This window comes from Microbacterium sp. B19 (genome assembly GCF_000333395.1).
Classification (GTDB): Bacteria; Actinomycetota; Actinomycetes; order Actinomycetales; family Microbacteriaceae; genus Microbacterium.
On the sequence record NZ_BADA01000322.1, the window covers coordinates 1 to 17,089 of the forward strand.

The window sequence follows — 17,089 nt, forward strand, 5'->3', positions numbered from 1 at the left end:
GATCCCCGTCGGCGTGGTCCTGCTCATCACGGCGATCACGATGATCATCACGCCGCGGCAGGCGCGCGCGTTCGGATACCAACTGCGGCGCGATGACCTCGTTTTCCGTCGGGGGATCCTCTGGCAGCGTGTCGTGGCCGTGCCGTACGGCCGTATGCAGTTGGTCGACATCACGCACGGTCCGCTCGACCGCGGCTTCGGGATCGCGCAGCTCAAGCTCGTCACCGCCGCCGCCTCCTCGGGCATCACGATCCCTGGCTTGACGCAGGCCGCCGCGGAGCAGTTGCGCGACACCCTCATCGACGTCGCCGAGACCCGCCGGACCGGGCTGTGACCGATCCGTCGCGCGCGGGCAGGGCGGTGCCCGGGGACGGTGCGCCGGGCGGGTCGGTTCCGGGGGCCGCGGAGCCGGACGGCGGGGTCCCCGGGGCTGCGGAGCCGGGCGGCCCGGTTCCCGGGGCTGCGGTACCGGAGGCCGGGGTGCCCGGCACGGTTCCCGGGGCTGCAGTGCCGGGGGCTGCGGTGCCCATGCCCGTGGGGCCCGCTGCCGCAGTGCCCGGCGATGCTTCGTCCGCTCACGAGGGGGCGCCTCCCCGGGCGCTCGTCCGGTCGCCGCTGAGCGACGGCGAGTGGCAGCGCCTGCACCCTCTCACGCCACTGCTGCGGGGTGGGCTGTTCCTCGTCGTGATGATCGGTGTGATCGTCGCGAACCTGCGTGAGCGGTTGATCGAGCTGTTCCTGCCCGCCGTGACGGATCTGCCGCCCGGCGTCGTCCCACCCGATCCGGTCGACTTCATCCTGGCCCACAACCTCATCCTGATCGCCGGGGGTGGGGCGCTCGCGGTGCTCATCGTGCTCCTCGTGATCTTCCGGTTGTCGTGGCGGTTCCACACGTTCCGCATCAGCGACGACGACGTCGAGGTGCGGTCGGGAGTCCTCTTCCGCACGCATCGTCGGGCCCCGCTCGACCGCGTCCAGGGCGTCAACCTGACGCGGCCGCTGGTGGCGCGCCTCCTGGGACTCGCGAAGCTCGAGGTGGTCGGCGCCGGTCTCGACTCCAACGTGAAGCTCGAGTACCTGTCGGCATCTGCCGCCGAGACGGTCCGCGGCGACATCCTGCGGTTGGCATCCGGTCGCCGCCTGGCTGAGCGAGGCGCGGCGGCGGTCGCATCCGGGTCTCCGGTCCAGCAGGCGGCCGATGCGGTCGCCGCCGGCATCCAGGGCATCGTCGACGGTGAGGACTTCTCCGACGCCGAACCCGAGAGCATCGTGAGGATCCCGTTCGGGCGTCTCGTCGCGTCGCGGGTACTGAGCGGCTCCACCTTGACGCTCCTGGCGTTGATCGCCGTGATCGTCGTTGCGGCCTCGTTCTCGACGCTCTGGGTGCTGTTCACGATGGTTCCTGCCTTCCTGGCTTTCGGCGCCTACTACGTGCGTTCGATCGCGCGCGGGCTGCGGTACGCGATCGCCCCGAGCTCGGACGGGGTACGGCTCACGTCCGGTCTGTTCACGACGGTGAGCGAGGTGCTGCCCCCGGGTCGTGTCCACGCGATCGAGGTGCACCAGCCTCTGATGTGGCGCCCGTTCGGGTGGTGGAGCATCTCGGTCAACAGGCTGACGGGGCACAGCCGCGGTTCGTCGGACTCGAACGCGGATCCGTTCGCCACCGTGCTCCCCATCGGGACGCGCGAGGACGTCGAGCGCGTGCTGGGGATCCTCGTCCCGGCCCTCCCCGCCGACGAATGGACGTACGTGTTCCGCCACGGCATCCTGGGCCCGGTGGACGACGATCCCTACGTGAGCACACCGCGCCGGGTCTGGCTGTTGCGGCCTCTGTCGTGGCGGCGCAACGGCGCCGTCGTCTCGGCGGACGCGATCTTCCTCCGCCGAGGTTGGGCGCACCGCACCCTCACCGTCATCCCCCTGGCGCGGCTGCAGTCCATCGGGCTGCGGCAGGGGCCGCTCGCCCGAGCGACCCGCACGGCGACGCTCGCCACGCACGTGATCCCCGGCACGGTCCGGACCTCGGTCGGTGCTCTCGATCGGGATGCCGCGCTCGCGCTGTTCGACGACACCGCCCGCGCCACGGTCGCGGCGGCGGCGGGCGACCGGAGCCACCGGTGGGCCGGATGAGCGGCGGACGCGACGGTCGGCTCGGTGTCGGCATCATCGGTGCGGGGCGCGTAGGGCCGGTGATCGGGGCCGCCCTCGCGGGCGCGGGCCACGCCCTGACCGGCATCACGTCGGGATCGGACGACGACCGCGTGGAGGCGATCCTTCCCGGTCTCCCGGTGCTGTCGTCGGAGGAGGTCGTGCGCCGCAGCGAACTCGTCGTCGTGGCGGTGCCGCACGACCAGCTCCCGGGGCTCGTGGCCGGGCTCGCTGATATCGGCGCGTGGCAGCCCGGGCAGCTCGTGCTGCACACCGACCCCGCGTACGGCGTCGGGGTGCTGACGCCGGCACTCCAGCGCGGGGCGATCCCGCTCGCCATCCACCCGGCGATCGTGTTCACCGGGGCGTCGTCCATCGACCTCCGCCAGCTCTCGCAGGCGTACGCGGCGGTCACTGCGCCCGCTCCCGTGTTACCCATCGCCCAGGCGCTCGCGGTCGAACTCGGGTGCGAACCGGTGGTGATCGCCGAGGCCGACCGTCCCGCGTACGCCGAGGCGGTGGCGACGGCGACGCAGTTCTCGCGGTCGATCGTGCGACAGTCGGCGGAACTCCTTGCCGGCGTCGGTGTGGAGAACACCGGGGCGTACCTTTCGGCGCTCGTGCGCTCCAGCGTCGACCAGGCGCTGGTGGAGGGGACGGGGTCGATCGGCGCGGACGGCATCCCGCCGGACGCTACGATCGACGGATGATCCGCACCATCTCGGATCTGCGCACCCGACTGGCCGAGGCCAGAGGCGCAGATCGCCCGGGCGGTGCTGCGCGCGTCGCTCTCGTCTCGACGCTCGGGGCCCTCCACGACGGACACGTCGACCTCATCCGCACCGCACGCGAGCGGGCCGACCTCGTCGTGGTGTCCACGTTCGTCAACCCGCTGCGATTCCGCACGGCGGAGGAGACCGCGGCCTACCCCCGCACCCCCGACGCGGACGCCGATCTGCTGGACGAGCTCGGCATCGATCTCGTGTTCGCGCCGACAGCGGCGGAGTTCCTCCCCGCCGGGACGGCGACCACGCGCGTGTCCGCGGGCGACCTGGGGTTGCGCTACGAGGGACGCACGCGGCCGTTCTACTTCGACGGTGTCCTCACGGTCGAAGCCAAGCTGTTCCATCTCATCCGCCCGGACGTCGCGGTGTACGGTGAGCGCGACCTGCAGCGGGAGTTCCTGGTGCGACGCATGATCCGTGACCTCGACTTCGGGATCGAGACGGCTCTGGTGCCGACCGTGCGCGCCGAGGACGGTCTTCCGATCTCCAGCCGCGTGGGTCTGCTGGAACCCGCGGATCGTCGCGCTGCCGCAAAGCTCACGGTGGCTCTGGAGGCCGCGGCATCCAATGCCGATCTGGGGGTGGATTCCTGCATCGCCGCCGCGCAGTCCTCGCTGATGGGGGAGCCGCGCATCGGCCTGGAATACCTCTCGGTGGTCGATCCGGAAACCTTCCTCCCCGTCGACGACGGTCACCGCGGGCGAGCCATCGCGCTCATCGCCGCGACGGTCGGTGGCCACCGGTTCATCGACAACGCGGAGATCTCGCTGCGCTGAGCGGATCCCTGCTCCGAGAGAACGCCCGGCGCCTCGCGGATAAACTCGATGAGACCCCGAGGAGCCTTCACGATGACCGACGCGCCCGCGAACGACGCCGAACCGACCGAAGACGACGTCTTCGAGCAGAAGGCGGTCCGACTCGCCAAGCGGGAACGCCTGCTCGCCGAGCGCGCGGATGCCGCGGGCGGCCCCTACCCGGTCGCCGTGCCGGTCACCGACACGATCCCCGCGCTGCGCGAGCGATACGGCGACCTCGAGGCCGGCGCCGAGACGGGCGTGACCGCGGGTGTCGCGGGGCGCGTCGTGTTCAGCCGGAACACCGGGAAGCTCTGCTTCGCGTCGCTGCAGTCCGGTGATGGCAGCCGCATCCAGGCGATGGTGTCGCTCGCGAACGTGGGCGAGGAGTCCCTGCAGGCGTGGAAGGAGCTCGTCGATCTCGGCGACCACGTGTTCGTCTCCGGCGAGGTGATCTCGAGCCGCCGCGGCGAGCTGTCGATCATGGTCTCGGAGTGGGAGATCGCCGCCAAGGCCGTCCTCCCCCTTCCCAACCTGTACTCGGAGCTGAGCGAGGAGAGCCGCGTCCGCAGCCGCTTCCTCGACCTCATCGTTCGGGATCGTGCCCGCGAAACGGTGCTCGCGCGCGCCAAGGTCAACGCGAGCCTGCGCCGCACGTTCGCCGAGCGCTCGTTCGTGGAGGTCGAGACTCCGATGCTGCAGGTGCAGCACGGTGGCGCCAGCGCCCGCCCGTTCATCACCCACTCGAACGCCTTCGACGCCGACCTCTACCTGCGCATCGCGCCGGAGCTGTTCCTCAAGCGCGCGGTCGTGGGCGGTATCGACCGGGTCTTCGAGATCAACCGCAACTTCCGCAACGAGGGAGCGGACTCGACGCACAGCCCCGAGTTCGCGATGCTCGAGGCCTACCAGGCGTACACCGACTACAACGGCATCGCCGACCTCACCCAGACCCTCATCCAGGACGCGGCCGTGGCCGTCGCGGGCTCCACGACCGTGACGTGGGCCGACGGCACCGAGTACGACCTCGGCGGCGAGTGGGACCGCATCTCGATGTACGACTCGCTCTCCGACGCGGCGGGGCGGCCCGTCACCCCCGAGACGACGCTCGACGAGCTGCGCGCTCTCGGCACCGAGGCGGGCGTCGACGCCCCCGCTCATGAGACGCACGGCAAGTGGGTCGAGGAGCTGTGGGAGCACTTCGTCAAGGGCGGGCTGACTCGGCCCACGTTCGTCATGGACTTCCCCCTCGACACCAGCCCGCTCGTTCGTGAGCACCGTTCGATCGCCGGCGTCGTGGAGAAGTGGGACCTGTACGTGCGCGGCTTCGAGCTCGCCACGGGGTACTCCGAGCTGGTGGACCCCGTCATCCAGCGCGAGCGCTTCACCGAGCAGGCCAAGCTCGCGGCCCGCGGTGACGACGAGGCGATGTCCATCGACGAGGAGTTCCTCCGCGCGCTCGAGCACGGCATGCCGCCCACCGGCGGTATGGGGATGGGGATCGACCGCCTGCTGATGGCCATCACCGGACTCGGGATCCGGGAGACGATCCTGTTCCCGCTCGTGAAGTAGCCGCCGGACGCTCGAACACCCACTCGGGCAGACGCCCGTGGCCCACGAGCGTCCGCACGATCCCGGCCAGGCCGTGCCCGCCGTCGATCGCGAGAGCCTGATCGGCGTATGCCGCCGCGTGCGTCGAGCGCCCGCCGGCCCACGCGAGCCACGCGCACGCGGCGAGCGGTCCGGGGCGCTCCGCGCGGGGGCTCGCTGCGGCGACCTGGCGGCAGGCCTCGAGGGCTCGGTGAAGCCGCGTCGGGTCGGGCCGCGCGCCCTCGCCGCACATCGGGCGGGCGAGGTCGGCGGGGAACGCCCGCCCCTCCGCGAAGGCGAACTGTGCACGGTAGGTGGCGTCGCCGGTCGCGAGGTCGCCGACCCACTGCATCAGGGCGACGTCTCGGAGGGCGGGTCGCTGGAGGCAGAACGACATCGCCGCGAGACGGGGGACATCGAGCGGGGAGTCGGAGGCCACGACGGCCTCGAACACGGCCGGGGGGTCCCCGAGGACGTCGAGGAGCTTGGTCGCGTCGCTGCGATGGCGTCCCGACAGTCGCTTCGCCGCGCGCGAACGTGAAAGGAGGTGCTCGGCGTCGGTCAGGAGGCGTGCGACCGTCTCGACCGACGCGTGCGCGACCTCGGGGAGCGCCACCGCAGAGATCTGGTCGCCGTCCACCGTGGGCAGGTCTTCCCGTGCCTCGATGTCCGTGAGCGGGAGCGGGCCGTCCTCCGCGGGCGTCACGTAGCTGTCCCACCCGTCGGCGCCGACGACGAGGGCGTCCGTCACGTGGAGGCCGCAGATATCCGCCCGCGACCGTACGGCATCGATGAGGGGCCGGTGCGGCAGGTCTTCGGCATCCGTGAGACGCCGATCGGTGTAGACGACGGCGGCGATGGCATCCGCCCGCGAGATCTTGCACGCCATCCCAATGACGGTGGAAGCCACGCTGTCGACGTCGGCACCGACCGCCGGGTCGGGCAGGTCGATGCGCAGCGCTCCGATCGAACGCCCGTCGGCGAACGCGACGACGGCGAGGCTCCGGTGCGGCGTGCACTCGAGCAGGTGGGGGACGAGGGCGAGGAATTCGGCCGAGGATCCGGCGCGGACGATCGTTGACATGCCCACGAGACTGGCCGGGTCGATCGGCCGGCCGCCCGGGGAGAACCGGGATCTGGGGACGGATCGGAAAGTCCGCCGGGTGTGAGGGAGGGGTCGTCCTCCCGACCGATGCACAGGAGATGGTCGTATCCTGAACGGGTGGATGACGTCTGGACTGCCGTGCTGTGGCCGCTGCTGCCGACGCTGGCGGTGTCGGTGATCTTCTTCTTCATCCTCCGCTCGGTGATCCGCATGGACCGTACGGAACGCAAGGCCTACGCCCGCATCGAGGCGCAGGAGCGCGCGAAGCGCGGACTCCCCGCGTCCGACAGCACCCCGCGCTGAGCACCGCCGTTCTCCGAGTGTCGGAGCCGGTCACTACGCTGGGGGGACATTCCGCCCAGGAGGTCCCGTGATCGACACCACGTTCGAGGCGAGCTGGCTCGTCATCGCGCTGTTCGTGATCGATCTCGTCGTGCGTATCGCCGCGGTCATCATCGTGCCGCGCAACCGCCGGCCCACCGCCGCGATGGCGTGGCTCCTCGCCATCTACTTCATCCCCTACGTCGGGGTGCTTCTGTTCCTCCTGATCGGAAACCCGCGTCTGCCGCGCAAGCGCCGCCGCAAGCAGGCCGACATCAACCGCTACATCCACGACACGAGCGAGTCGCTCGAGTTCGGCACCCTCCGCCCGAACGCCCCCGACTGGTTCCGCGCCCTCGTCCGACTCAACCGCAACCTGGGCGCCATGCCCATCGCGGGAGACAACGCAGCCACCCTGATCGCCGACTACCAGGAGAGCCTCGACACGATGGCGGATGCCATCCGCCGGGCGCAACGGTACGTGCACGTCGAGTTCTACATCTTGCAGACCGACGCCTCCACCGACAACTTCTTCCGCGCCCTCGAGGAGGTCGCCGAGCGCGGCGTCGTCGTGCGCGTGCTCCTCGACCACTGGGCCAACCGCGGCAAGCCCTACTATCGTCAGACTCTTCGACGTCTGGATGCCATGGGTGCGCACTGGCATCTGATGCTGCCGGTGCAGCCGCTGCGCGGCCGCTACCAGCGTCCCGACCTGCGCAACCACCGCAAGCTTCTGGTCATCGACGGCGACGTCGCGTTCATGGGATCGCAGAACGTGACCGATTCGTCGTACAACCTGCGCAAGAACATCCGGCGCGGGCTGCACTGGGTCGACCTCATGGTGCGCGTCCAGGGTCCCGTCGTCGCCAGCATCAACGCGGTGTTCCTCAGCGACTGGTACAGCGAGACCGACGAGACGCTCACCGATGAGATCGACCTGTTCAGCGTCGAATCCGGACCGGGCGACCTCGACTGCCAGATCGTCCCCTCGGGTCCCGGCTTCGACTTCCAGAACAACCTGAAGCTCTTCCTGGGTCTGCTCTTCGCCGCCCGCGAGCGCATCATCATCGTGAGCCCGTATTTCGTGCCCGACGAGGCGCTGCTCCTCGCGATCACGACCGCCTGCCAGCGCGGCGTGCACGTGGAACTCTTCGTTTCGGAAGAGGGCGATCAGGCGATGGTCTATCACGCCCAGCGCAGCTACTACGAGGCGCTGCTCACCGCCGGCGTGAAGATCTGGATGTACCGCAAGCCCTTCATCCTGCACAGCAAGAGCCTGACCATCGACGACGAGGTCGCGGTCATCGGCTCGAGCAACATGGACATGCGCTCGTTCGGCCTCAACCTCGAAATATCGATGCTCGTGCGGGGCGAGGAGTTCGTGCGCGACATGCAGCGAGTGGAAGACGTCTATCGCACCCTCAGCCGTGAGCTCACGGCCGAGGAGTGGCGGCGTCAGCCGCTCCGCTCGACGATCCTCGACAACCTCGCGCGCCTCACGTCGGCGCTGCAGTGATCAGCCGGAGGCCCTGATGACCCGCCTGACCGTGCCCGCCCTGCTGGCGATCGGCATCCTGTCGGTCGGTGCCCTCGTCGGATGCGCGACCGGCACCGCCTCTTCTCCCACGGCAGATGACACCCCGGATGCCACGGCCTCGGCCTCCCCGTCCGAGGTGCAGGCGGGGTGGCTCGACGCGGGTCGCGGCATCGCCGTCGTGACGCTCGGCAGCTCCTCGTGCGTGCCGACCGCGAGCGACCCCGTGCTCACGGGCGGAACCCTCACCATCACCCTCGCCGAGACGACCGAGGCGCCCTGCACGCGCGACATGGCACCGCGCGCCACGTTCGTCGCTCTCCCGTCGGATGTCGATCCGACCAAGAACGTCGACATCGTCGTCACGGGGGCGATCAGCGGGTCGACGTCGCTCGCGGGCCTCGCGACCTCGCCGGCACCGGTGGCCGAATTCGCGCCGAGTGCCGGATGGGTGGGCCCGGACATCGCCGCGATCCTCACGTGGGGGAGTTCCGGGTGCCGCCCCCAGGTCGAGGCCGTGACCTCGGATGCGGGCGGAGCGACCGTGACCTTCGCCGAACCGCCCGCCGATCAGGTCTGCACGATGGACCTCGCCCCGCGCGTCGCGCTGGCCGACCTCACCGGGATCGTCGGTGCGGGCGCCGTGGAGCTGACGCTCGTCGGCGGCAACGTGGCCTCCGATGGTCCCCTCGAGGTGCTGGGTCAACGCTGACGCTCTCGGCGTGCGCTGATCAGCCCTGGACCACCAGCAGGTCGCCCACCTCGCACTCCAGGGCGCGACAGATCGCCGCGAGGGTCGAGTAGCGGATCGCGCGGGCGCGGTCGTTCTTGAGCACCGACAGGTTGACGATGCTCACGCCGACCAGCTCGCTCAGTCGCGTCAGCGTCATACCCCGTTCGGCGAGCAGCTCATCGAGCCGGCAGTGGATGCCGCTGGGCCCGTCGTCGTCGATTGCGGGGGTCACACGAGTCCTTCGGTGTCGCGCTGCAGGCGGTCGCCGACCACGAACACGGTGCCGGCGATCGCACTGACGAAGGCCACTGCGACGATCGGCAGAAGGTCGATCGTGCCGACGACGCTGCGGTCGTACGTGTAGTCGGAGATCCGCGCCAGCGCACCGTTGACCGCCATGTTGTAGAGGAACGGCACGCCGTACATGCCCACCAGGGTCAGCAGCCCGGCGATCGAGACGAGGGTGGTGTGCCGACGGCTGAAAATGCGTCCGCGCAGGATGCCGAGACAGAGGGCGATCAGCAGGGCGACGACGGTGACCACGATCGCGGCGAAGAGGGCCTGGGCGATGATCAGGGCGACGAGAGACGGCCACGGCAAGGACGGTGCGACGATCACGGCGGTGTCGAGACTGACCGTGACCGCGGCTCCGTCAGGGCCGATGGGCGCCTGCGCCATCGTGTTCACGAACGGCGCGTCCAGCTCGATGTCGCGGTTGGGGAGAGCGTGGACGATGCCGATGACGCTCCTGACGACGGCCCAGATGATCGTCGCGACGCCGGCGACGACGAAAGCGATGATGCCGAACCTGTCGCCGCGCGAGACGGCACGCTGGGGGGATCGAGACGATGACACGATGCTCCTTATCGAAAGTCGTTGCTATCGGTTATCGATAAGTTATCGACCATCGATGCGCCACGCAAGCCCGCGGGCGCCCCGGGTATGCCCACGGCGAACACGGGTCCGTGGCATCCGACCGCTGGTTACTCTCGATGTACGGCGCGCGGAGGCGTGCCTGTCAGCCCATTCCTGGAGGGACTGAGGATGTTCGAGAGATTCACCGACCGTGCCCGTCGCGTGGTTGTGCTCGCCCAAGAAGAGGCGAAGATGCTCAACCACAACTACATCGGGACCGAGCACATTCTCCTCGGCCTCATCCACGAGGGAGAAGGTGTCGCCGCGAAGGCGCTCGAGTCCCTCGGCATCTCGCTCGACGCCGTGCGCGAGCAGGTGCAGGACATCATCGGTCAGGGCCAGCAGCAGCCCACCGGTCACATCCCCTTCACGCCGCGTGCGAAGAAGGTCCTCGAGCTGTCGCTGCGCGAAGCGCTGCAGCTCGGCCACAATTACATCGGCACCGAGCACATCCTGCTCGGCCTCATCCGCGAGGGTGAAGGCGTCGCCGCGCAGGTGCTCGTCAAGCTCGGCGCCGACCTGAACAAGGTGCGCCAGCAGGTCATCCAGCTGCTCTCGGGCTACCAGGGCAAGGAGCCCGCGGGCGTCGCGTCCGGTGCCGGCGAGCAGAACCAGGGCGCAGCCCAGGGCGGGTCGGCCGTGCTCGACCAGTTCGGTCGCAACCTCACGCAGGCCGCGCGCGACAACAAGCTCGACCCCGTCATCGGGCGCGAGAAGGAGATCGAGCGGGTCATGCAGATCCTCTCGCGTCGCTCCAAGAACAACCCCGTCCTCATCGGCGAGCCCGGTGTCGGAAAGACGGCGGTCGTCGAGGGCCTCGCGCAGGCCATCGTCAAGGGCGACGTCCCCGAGACGCTCAAGGACAAGCAGGTCTACTCGCTCGACCTCGGTTCGCTCATCGCCGGTTCCCGTTACCGCGGTGACTTCGAGGAGCGCCTGAAGAAGGTCACGAAGGAGATCCGCACGCGCGGCGACATCATCGTCTTCATCGACGAGATCCACACCCTCGTGGGTGCCGGTGCCGCCGAGGGCGCGATCGACGCGGCATCCATCCTCAAGCCCCTCCTCGCCCGCGGTGAGCTCCAGACCATCGGTGCCACCACGCTCGACGAGTACCGCAAGCACTTCGAGAAGGATGCCGCGCTCGAGCGCCGCTTCCAGCCGATTCAGGTCGCCGAGCCGAGCCTGCCCCACGCGATCAACATCCTGAAGGGGCTGCGCGACCGCTACGAGGCGCACCACAAGGTGCAGATCACCGACGGCGCGATCGTCGCCGCGGCGAACCTCGCCGACCGCTACATCAGCGACCGGTTCCTGCCGGACAAGGCCATCGACCTGATCGACGAGGCCGGCGCGCGCCTCCGCCTGTCGATCCTGTCGTCGCCGCCGGAGCTGCGCGAGTTCGACGAGAAGATCGCCAAGGTCCGCGAGCAGAAGGAGTTCGCCTCCGAGGAGCAGGACTTCGAGAAGGCCGCCGCCCTCCGCGACGAGGAGAAGTCCCTGCTCGCCGAGCGTCTGCGCCTCGAGAAGCAGTGGCGCTCCGGCGACGTCGCCTCCCACGCGGTGGTCGATGAGGGCCTGATCGCCGAGGTGCTCGCCCAGGCGACCGGCATCCCGGTGTTCAAGCTCACCGAGGAGGAGTCCAGCCGCCTCATGTTCATGGAGAAGGCCCTGCACCAGCGGGTCATCGGCCAGGAAGAGGCGATCGCGGCCCTGTCGCGCACGATCCGTCGTCAGCGTGCGGGCCTCAAGGACCCGAAGCGTCCCAGCGGCTCGTTCATCTTCGCCGGCCCCACGGGCGTCGGAAAGACCGAGCTGGCCAAGGCGCTCGCCGAGTTCCTCTTCGACGACGAGGGCGCGCTGATCTCCCTCGACATGTCGGAGTTCGGTGAGAAGCACACCGTCTCGCGTCTGTTCGGTGCCCCTCCCGGGTTCGTCGGGTTCGAAGAGGGCGGCCAGCTCACCGAGAAGGTGCGCCGCAAGCCGTTCTCGGTCGTGCTCTTCGACGAGATCGAGAAGGCCCACCCGGACATCTTCAACTCGCTGCTGCAGATCCTCGAAGAGGGTCGTCTGACCGACGGTCAGGGCCGCGTCGTCGACTTCAAGAACACCGTGATCATCATGACGACGAACCTCGGTTCGTCGGCGATCGCCGGTGGTCCGGTCGGCTTTCAGATCGAGGGCAGCGCGCAGACCTCGTACGAGCGGATGAAGGGCAAGGTCGACGAAGAGCTCAAGCGCCACTTCAAGCCCGAGTTCCTCAACCGCGTCGACGACGTCATCGTCTTCCCGCAGCTGAACAAGGCCGAGCTCCGCCAGATCGTCGGCCTGTTCGTGAAGCGTCTCGCCGACCGGCTGCTCGACCGCGACATGACGGTGGAGCTGTCCGACGACGCGAAGGACAAGCTCATCGAGATCGGCTTCGACCCGACGCTCGGTGCCCGCCCCCTGCGCCGCGCCATGCAGCGCGAGGTCGAGGACCGTCTGAGCGAGAAGATCCTGCACGGCGAGCTCGAGTCCGGCGACCACGTCAAGGTCGGCGTCGAGAACGGGCAGTTCACGTTCGAGAGCGGACCCCGCGGCGACAAGGTCGCGATCGGTGTGGGCACGGCCGGCGAGATCGCCGCGACGCCCGACACCCTCGCCGGCTGATCCGACGACACAACAGGGCCTGGATGCCATGGCATCCAGGCCCTTCGTCGTCCCCGCCGCGAAGACGGGCGCGTGCCGTGGTGTCGCCGGGGAGGCGCCCGGCTCGTCGTACGCTGGGACGATGACCACCGCCGCGCCGTTCGTCGTCCGCCCCGCCGGGACCCGCGACGTCCGACGCATCCACGAGCTGCTCGAGCCGTTCGTGCAGAAGCGCATCCTGCTCGGCAAGGATCTCGTGGTGCTGTACGGCTCGGTGCAGCAGTTTGTCGTCGCCGAGGCCGACGGCGAGGTCATCGGCTGCGGCGCGCTGCACGTGATGTGGGAGGACCTGGGCGAGATCCGGACGCTCATCGTCCACGACGAGTGGTTGCACCACGGTGTCGGTCGCCGCATCGTCGAGGTGCTCGAGGAGAACGCGCGGGCGCTCGGCGTCTCGCGGCTGTTCTGCCTCACCTTCGAGGTGGATTTCTTCACGCGACGCGGCTTCTCGCCCATCGGTGAGCAGGTCGTCGACCCCGACGTGTATTCGCAGCTGGTCCGCAGCCCCGACGAGGGTGTCGCGGAGTTCCTCGACCTCGCGCACGTGAAGCCGAACACGCTCGGCAACACCCGGATGCTCAAGCAGCTCTGAGCGCGGCGTGGCGTGGCCGCTCAGCCGCGCGGCCTACGCTGGAACGATGACCGATGCCCCCCGCAGGCGGCGGCAATCCCCGGCGGTCTACCGTCGACGCCGTCTCGCCGCCGTGCTTCTCGCGCTGCTCGTGATCGGCCTCGTCGTGTGGCTCGTCGCCGCGCCGCCGTGGCGCTCCGCGCCGACCGCCGACCCCGCGCCCGTGGCGAGCTCCGCCGCCCCCGCGCCGTCGGCGCCCGCCGCGCCCTCCGCGCCCGCCGAGTCGCCGTCCCCGTCGGCGAGCCCCAGCCCGAGCGTGCCCGCGGGGCCGGCGGAGTGCGCCGCCGCCGACATCAAGGTCGAGGCGCTGACGGACAAAACCGAGTACGGGCAGGGCGAGAACCCGCAGCTGTCGATCCGCCTCACCAACACCTCGGCGCACCCGTGCACGATGAACGTCGGCACGAGCGCGCAGTCCTTCACGGTGACCAGCGGCTCCGACGTGTGGTGGAGGTCGACCGACTGCCAGTCCGAGCCGAGCGACATGGTCGTGACCCTCGCCGCGGGCCAGCAGGTGACGAGCGCGGCTCCCCTCACGTGGGACCGCACGCGCTCGTCGGTGAGCTCGTGCCAGGGCGACCGGCCGTTCGCCCCCGGCGGCGGCGCGACGTACCACCTGAGCGTCTCGATCGGTGGCATCCCGTCCGCCGGAACGGCTGCGTTCATCCTGCGGTGACGATGGCTGGCGGTTCGGGGCGCGATCCTCGCATTGGGGCGTGAATCTTCCGCCCCGAAGCGAGGATCACGCCCCAAACCCGGTCGAGCGGGGCCGCAGGCCGCGGGGCAGGGACGAAGACGGGAGAGGGGCGGATGCCAATGGCATCCGCCCCTCCGTCGTCAGTGCTTCTCGCCGAAGACCTCGCCTTCCATCGCGTCGTAGCCCTCCTCCTGCGGGTCGCGGTGCAGGCCGCCGGACAGGGCGTACTCCTCCTCGGGGGAGAGCACGAGGCGGTGGCGGCCGTAGATCGCGAAGCCGATGAAGATGACCGCGTAGACCACGATGATCGCGACGATCGCCGGCAGGTACGCGGGGTTCAGCAGCAGACCGAAGAAGACGATCGCCGCGATGATCGCCGCCGAGTACGCGCCGAAGAGGCCCCAGGGGCTCTTGTACGGGCGGATCGCGTTGGGGAACTTCCGCCGCAGCACGATGAACGACACCATCTGCAGGAAGTACGCCACCACCGCGCCCCACACGGCGATGTTCAGCACGATGGCGCCGGCGGGGCTGGCATCCCCACCCGCCGCCTGCACCACGACGAGGGCGACGAACCCGACCACCGCGCCGAAGACGAGCGCGACCCACGGGGTCTTGCGAGCGCCGGTGAGCGACAGCCAGCGCGGGTAGTACCCGGCGCGCGACAGCGAGTACATGTTGCGGCCATAGGCGAACATGATCCCCATCAGCGACGCGAGCAGGCCGATGAGCGCGAGGAGCGACAGCAGCGCCGCGGCCTGGTCGCCGACCATGGCGCGGAAGCCGTCGAGCAGCGGCTCGAGCGAGCTGCCCGTGGCGTCGGCGCCGAGGACGCCCGTGTTGAGGAACAGCACGATGAGGCCCGTGATGATGAGCGTGCCGCGTGCCCAGAGTCCCGCGCGGGGGATGTCGCGGGCCGGGTTGTGCGACTCCTCCGCGGCGAGGGGGAGCTCTTCGATGCCGAGGAAGAACCACATCGCGAAGGGGAGGGCGAGCAGGATCGAACCGACGCCGAACGGCAGGAACTCCGACTGTCCCGGATCGGGCACCTGGTTCCACAGCGAGCCCCAGTCGAACGCGCCGGACGCGAGCGACATGATGCCGAAGACCACGATGATGCCGATCGAGATCACCGAGACGACGATCGCGAAGACGAAGGAGATGTTGGCGCCGGCGGCGTTGAGGGCGATGAACACGGCGTACAGGATGATCCACCACACGAACGCCGGGAGGCTGACGCCGGTGAGCAGCTCCAGCGCCGAGTCGGCGTACTGCCCCGAGAAGTAGACGACGACGGCGGTCGTCGCGACGTACTCGATCGTCTCGGCGAGGCCGGTGGCCAGACCGCCCCACGGTCCCATCGCGGAGCGCGCGAACGAGTAGGCCCCGCCGGTGTGCGGCATGGCGGCGGCCATCTCGCCGATCGAGAACGTCAGGCCGTAGTACATGATCACCAGCACGACGAAGGCGATCAGCATCCCGCCGAAACCGGCGAAGCCGATGCCGAAGTTCCAGCCGGAGAAGTCGCCGGAGATGACGGCGGCGACGGCGAGGCCCCACAGGCCCCACACGCCGGCGGAGCGTTTGAGGGTGCGTTTCTCGAAGTACGAGGAGTCGGTCGCGGTATAGGTGGCCCCGGCGACCTTTTTCTGTGAACTGCTCGAGGTGGACATGGAGCCTCCTGATAGATGCGGACAGGCTTCGGGAGCGCCTTTGCGGGAAATCATGGCGTTCTATTGGTCGACCTGTCTACCTTTGGCGTGTAAGTTCCTCGTTACGGCCTCCGATCGAGGAGGCGTCGAGCAGGCGAGAGGGAGACCATGGCGGGCAATCTCACCACCGCGGAATTGGATGCCGCGATCGACTCGGGCGAGATCGACACCGTCGTCGTCGCCTTCCCGGACGCGCAAGGGCGCCTCGTCGGAAAGCGCGTCGCCGCGCGGTTCTGGCGCGACGAGGTCCTTCCGCACGGCGCGGAGGCGTGCAACTACCTCCTCTCGGTCGATGTCGACATGAACACCGTCGACGGCTACGCGATGTCGAGCTGGGAGAAGGGCTACGGCGACATGCTGCTCGTGCCCGACCTCGACACACTGCGCCGCGTCCCGTGGCAGGAGGGGACGGCGCTCGTCATGGCCGACCTCGCGTGGGAGGACCGCGCGCCCGTGGTGCAGTCGCCGCGTGGCATCCTGAACGCCCAACGCGCCCGGCTCGCGGAGCGCGGGCTGACGCCCTACGTGGGCACCGAGCTCGAGTTCATCGTCTTCGACGACTCCTTCCGGGATGCCTGGGCCAAGGGATACACCGGGCTCACGGCCTCGACCGACTACAACGTGGACTACAACCTCCTCGCCACCACGCGGCTCGAGCCGCTGCTGCGCGACATCCGCCGCGGCATGGACGGCGCGGGGATGTACTGCGAGGGCGTCAAGGGCGAGTGCAACGACGGGCAGCAGGAGATCGCGTTCCGCTACGCCGAAGCACTCGAGACCGCCGACAACCACACGATCTACAAGAACGGTGCGAAGGAGATCGCCGACCGGCACGGCAAGTCGCTGACCTTCATGGCCAAGTTCGACCAGCGCGAGGGCAACAGCTGCCACATCCACCTGTCGGTGCGCGGCGAGAACGGCGAGGCCGTCATGGCCGGCGACGGGGAGCACGGCTTCAGCCCGCTCATGGAGCATTGGATCGCCGGCATCCTGGCCACCCTCCGCGAGTTCACGCTGCTGTACGCCCCCACGATCAACTCGTACAAGCGGTACGCCAAGGGCTCGTTCGCGCCCACCGGCGTCGCGTGGGGCATCGACAACCGCACGTGCGCGCTGCGCGTCGTCGGCCACGGCGGATCGCTGCGCGTCGAGAACCGCGTGCCCGGCGGCGACGTGAACCCGTACCTCGCCATCTCGGCGATCATCGCGGGCGGTCTGCACGGCATCGAGAACGAGCTGCCGCTGCCCGCGCCGCTTACCGGCAACGCCTACGCCGCCGGAGTCGACACCCTGCCGACGACCCTCCGCGAGGCCGCGAAGCTCTTCTCGGAGTCGACCGTGGCGCGTGCCGCCTTCGGCGACGACGTCGTCGAGCACTACCTGAACCAGGCGCGCATCGAGGTGGAAGCCTTCGACGCCGCCGTGACCGA

General features: G+C 69.5%; 16 protein-coding genes. 12 read left to right on the forward strand and 4 right to left on the reverse strand.

Going from position 1 to position 17,089, the window contains the following annotated elements; all coding sequences use genetic code 11:
• The 5 genes from I5G_RS11230 to lysS form a co-directional block, all read left to right on the forward strand.
• On the forward strand, positions 1 to 334 hold a 334-nt coding region (locus I5G_RS11230; protein WP_026095862.1), incomplete at its 5' end, for a PH domain-containing protein.
• A gap of 218 nt (positions 335 to 552) precedes the next feature.
• The gene (locus tag I5G_RS22035) at positions 553 to 2,133 is read left to right on the forward strand and encodes a PH domain-containing protein (RefSeq protein WP_022879132.1); all 1,581 of its coding nucleotides are present in this window, start codon (positions 553 to 555) and stop codon (positions 2,131 to 2,133) included.
• A complete protein-coding gene (locus I5G_RS11240) occupies positions 2,130 to 2,861 on the forward strand; it encodes a DUF2520 domain-containing protein (protein WP_036327757.1) in 732 nt (243 codons plus the stop codon). The genes I5G_RS22035 and I5G_RS11240 overlap by 4 nt, the downstream gene beginning before the upstream one ends.
• On the forward strand, positions 2,858 to 3,712 hold the full coding sequence (gene panC / locus I5G_RS11245) for a pantoate--beta-alanine ligase (protein ID WP_022879134.1): 855 nt from the start codon (positions 2,858 to 2,860) through the stop codon (positions 3,710 to 3,712). The genes I5G_RS11240 and panC overlap by 4 nt, the downstream gene beginning before the upstream one ends.
• Before the next feature lie 72 nt (positions 3,713 to 3,784).
• Positions 3,785 to 5,302 carry a lysine--tRNA ligase gene (gene lysS / locus I5G_RS11250; RefSeq protein ID WP_022879135.1) on the forward strand — a complete coding sequence of 506 codons (1,518 nt, stop codon included), beginning with the start codon at positions 3,785 to 3,787 and terminating at the stop codon, positions 5,300 to 5,302.
• On the opposite strand, the gene I5G_RS22040 is transcribed toward lysS, so the two are convergent.
• The gene (locus I5G_RS22040; RefSeq protein WP_022879136.1) at positions 5,253 to 6,404 is read right to left on the reverse strand and encodes a DUF4192 family protein; all 1,152 of its coding nucleotides are present in this window, start codon (positions 6,402 to 6,404) and stop codon (positions 5,253 to 5,255) included. The genes lysS and I5G_RS22040 overlap by 50 nt on opposite strands.
• A gap of 138 nt (positions 6,405 to 6,542) precedes the next feature.
• On the opposite strand from I5G_RS22040, the gene I5G_RS11260 reads away from it, so the two are divergent.
• The 3 genes from I5G_RS11260 (at position 6,543) to I5G_RS22045 (ending at position 8,992) form a co-directional block, all read left to right on the forward strand.
• The gene (locus I5G_RS11260) at positions 6,543 to 6,728 is read left to right on the forward strand and encodes a hypothetical protein (RefSeq protein WP_022879137.1); all 186 of its coding nucleotides are present in this window, start codon (positions 6,543 to 6,545) and stop codon (positions 6,726 to 6,728) included.
• A gap of 67 nt (positions 6,729 to 6,795) precedes the next feature.
• Positions 6,796 to 8,262: a cardiolipin synthase gene (gene cls / locus I5G_RS11265; RefSeq protein ID WP_022879138.1), complete on the forward strand. Its 1,467-nt coding sequence runs from the start codon at positions 6,796 to 6,798 to the stop codon at positions 8,260 to 8,262.
• A gap of 16 nt (positions 8,263 to 8,278) precedes the next feature.
• Positions 8,279 to 8,992 (forward strand): hypothetical protein, encoded by a 714-nt coding sequence (locus I5G_RS22045; protein WP_022879139.1) that lies wholly within the window; start codon positions 8,279 to 8,281, stop codon positions 8,990 to 8,992.
• Positions 8,993 to 9,011: 19 nt separating this feature from the next.
• Here the strand turns inward: I5G_RS22045 and I5G_RS11275 are convergent, their stop codons facing one another.
• The gene (locus I5G_RS11275) at positions 9,012 to 9,245 is read right to left on the reverse strand and encodes a helix-turn-helix transcriptional regulator (RefSeq protein WP_022879140.1); all 234 of its coding nucleotides are present in this window, start codon (positions 9,243 to 9,245) and stop codon (positions 9,012 to 9,014) included.
• Positions 9,242 to 9,868, reverse strand: a complete 627-nt coding sequence (locus I5G_RS11280) for a hypothetical protein (RefSeq protein WP_022879141.1) — start codon at positions 9,866 to 9,868, stop codon at positions 9,242 to 9,244. Before I5G_RS11280 ends, I5G_RS11275 begins: the two co-directional genes overlap by 4 nt.
• A 189-nt stretch (positions 9,869 to 10,057) precedes the next feature.
• Here I5G_RS11280 and I5G_RS11285 point away from each other — a divergent pair, with 189 nt between their 5' ends.
• The 3 genes from I5G_RS11285 (at position 10,058) to I5G_RS11295 (ending at position 13,926) form a co-directional block, all read left to right on the forward strand.
• Entirely contained in the window at positions 10,058 to 12,580 is a 2,523-nt protein-coding gene (locus I5G_RS11285; RefSeq protein ID WP_022879142.1) for an ATP-dependent Clp protease ATP-binding subunit, read from the forward strand.
• A gap of 121 nt (positions 12,581 to 12,701) precedes the next feature.
• Positions 12,702 to 13,211, forward strand: a complete 510-nt coding sequence (locus tag I5G_RS11290) for an amino-acid N-acetyltransferase (RefSeq protein ID WP_026095865.1) — start codon at positions 12,702 to 12,704, stop codon at positions 13,209 to 13,211.
• Between the two features lie 46 nt (positions 13,212 to 13,257).
• Positions 13,258 to 13,926: a hypothetical protein gene (locus I5G_RS11295; protein ID WP_022879144.1), complete on the forward strand. Its 669-nt coding sequence runs from the start codon at positions 13,258 to 13,260 to the stop codon at positions 13,924 to 13,926.
• A 161-nt stretch (positions 13,927 to 14,087) separates the two neighbouring features.
• On the opposite strand, the gene I5G_RS11300 is transcribed toward I5G_RS11295, so the two are convergent.
• Positions 14,088 to 15,620: an amino acid permease gene (locus tag I5G_RS11300; protein WP_022879145.1), complete on the reverse strand. Its 1,533-nt coding sequence runs from the start codon at positions 15,618 to 15,620 to the stop codon at positions 14,088 to 14,090.
• 147 nt (positions 15,621 to 15,767) lie between these two features.
• Between I5G_RS11300 and I5G_RS11305 the strand changes: the two genes are divergently transcribed.
• A partial coding sequence (locus I5G_RS11305) for a glutamine synthetase family protein (protein WP_022879146.1) occupies positions 15,768 to 17,089 on the forward strand: 1,322 nt, incomplete at its 3' end.

Bases quoted from the DNA above. Each gene is read 5' to 3' on its own strand.
- I5G_RS11240 (WP_036327757.1), top strand. From the start codon at position 2,130: ATGAGCGGCGGACGCGACGGTCGGCTCGGTGTCGGCATCATCGGTGCG.
- panC (WP_022879134.1), top strand. From the start codon at position 2,858: ATGATCCGCACCATCTCGGATCTGCGCACCCGACTGGCCGAGGCCAGA.
- lysS (WP_022879135.1), top strand. From the start codon at position 3,785: ATGACCGACGCGCCCGCGAACGACGCCGAACCGACCGAAGACGACGTC.
- I5G_RS22040 (WP_022879136.1), bottom strand. From the start codon at position 6,404: ATGTCAACGATCGTCCGCGCCGGATCCTCGGCCGAATTCCTCGCCCTC.
- I5G_RS22045 (WP_022879139.1), top strand. From the start codon at position 8,279: ATGACCCGCCTGACCGTGCCCGCCCTGCTGGCGATCGGCATCCTGTCG.
- I5G_RS11285 (WP_022879142.1), top strand. From the start codon at position 10,058: ATGTTCGAGAGATTCACCGACCGTGCCCGTCGCGTGGTTGTGCTCGCC.
- I5G_RS11290 (WP_026095865.1), top strand. From the start codon at position 12,702: ATGACCACCGCCGCGCCGTTCGTCGTCCGCCCCGCCGGGACCCGCGAC.
- I5G_RS11295 (WP_022879144.1), top strand. From the start codon at position 13,258: ATGACCGATGCCCCCCGCAGGCGGCGGCAATCCCCGGCGGTCTACCGT.
- I5G_RS11300 (WP_022879145.1), bottom strand. From the start codon at position 15,620: ATGTCCACCTCGAGCAGTTCACAGAAAAAGGTCGCCGGGGCCACCTAT.